The sequence below is a fragment of the Pseudoalteromonas sp. SANK 73390 genome (genome assembly GCF_054966645.1).
Genome location: NZ_ARPN01000033.1, coordinates 1 through 1,363, shown reverse-complemented (window position 1 = coordinate 1,363; position 1,363 = coordinate 1). Strand labels below are relative to the sequence as shown.

General features: G+C 43.4%; 1 protein-coding gene. It reads left to right on the top strand.

The genetic code is table 11. The features are described 5' to 3' along the window. The coding region (locus tag SANK73390_RS02590; RefSeq protein ID WP_462763166.1) for a LysM peptidoglycan-binding domain-containing protein at positions 1-1,363 on the top strand (1,363 nt) is incomplete at both ends.

Below are 1,363 nucleotides of genomic sequence, written 5' to 3'. Positions count from 1 at the left end.
TTGATAGCCAAGGGCAGTACATTGGCTACAATGCGGCGGGTCAGCAAAAGTTAGTGATTAGTGAGCAAGGTAAGCAAGCAAAGCTTCATATATACAATAGCTGGGGGCAGGTTTCTAATGTAATGAAACGTGGCTCAACAAGCAGTTTGTATTCAGAAAAAGAAACGCTACTGAATTCTGACGACCTACGTAGTTGGAATAAGTTAAGCCAGTTTGAGTATAACGAAGTAGGTCAAGTTACTAAGACTGTGGCTTACGTAAGTAGCAAGTTGGTACAAGTAAAAATAAAAGATGGTGATACATTTCAAGAGGGGACTATATATTACAGTGATGCACCTGACAAAATTACGAACACTACATATAACAAGGCGGGGGAAGTCTTAGAAATTGTTGAACGTGAAATGGAGTCAACAAAACTAAGAAATATTTTAATAGACGCAGCAAAAGAGCAAATCAAAAATGGGCAGAGTAATGTATATATTTCTTCGCCTTGGGGTGAGCAAGCGTTGCGTCAAGTGTCTATCACAAGCCAATTTGTGCATCACGTAGCTGGGCGTGTTGATAGCTATCAATACCAAGATAAGTCGGGGAGTAAAACGTTGATACACGACTTTAAGAAGACGTATGAAGGTCGTGAAACTTATCTAGAAAAGACCTCGGTGGGTGCACCTAAGGCGGGTCATGAAGCGAGCGACCGCTTAATGAGCGCGAAAACTACCTCAAGTTACGATGTGAATGGGCATTTAACACGGGTAGAGGAGCATGTAACGGATGAGCGTTACACGCCAGAGGATAATAGCCAAGATGTGAACGCCCGTTATATGCGCTACGACGCAGAAGGTAAATTACTCTCAAAAGTAACAGGTAAACAAAGCCGTTTATTGCGTGAAGATGATATGGGAAGCAGTCACTCAGTTATCGATGAAGGGACGGGCGAACTAATAGATGTGCCATCACACGCCTCATCACAGGTAAAATTTAACGAAGATGTGAGTGATGGCGTCGCGCAAGGAAGTTATTACTTATACAGTGATAGCCGCTATTTAGGAGAGGTGAATAAGTCGGGCTTAAACACCATAAAAACGCAGCACTTTAGTACGCCAGAGGCACAAACGCTGAGTGTCATGGCGCGTCACCAAGTAAAAGCGGAGCAAACGCTTAAGCAGATAGCGAACCGGTACTATGGCAGTGAAGATTTATGGTATGTGCTGGCAGATGCTAATGGCGTGGGGTTAGGGTCAGAGCTGACAGAAGGCACCATGTTGGATATTCCAGCTAGAGCCAACTTATTTAACAGTCATGACAACTTCAAACCAATGAATTTAGGTGAAGTAATAGGCGATACCACACCCTCGATGCCATA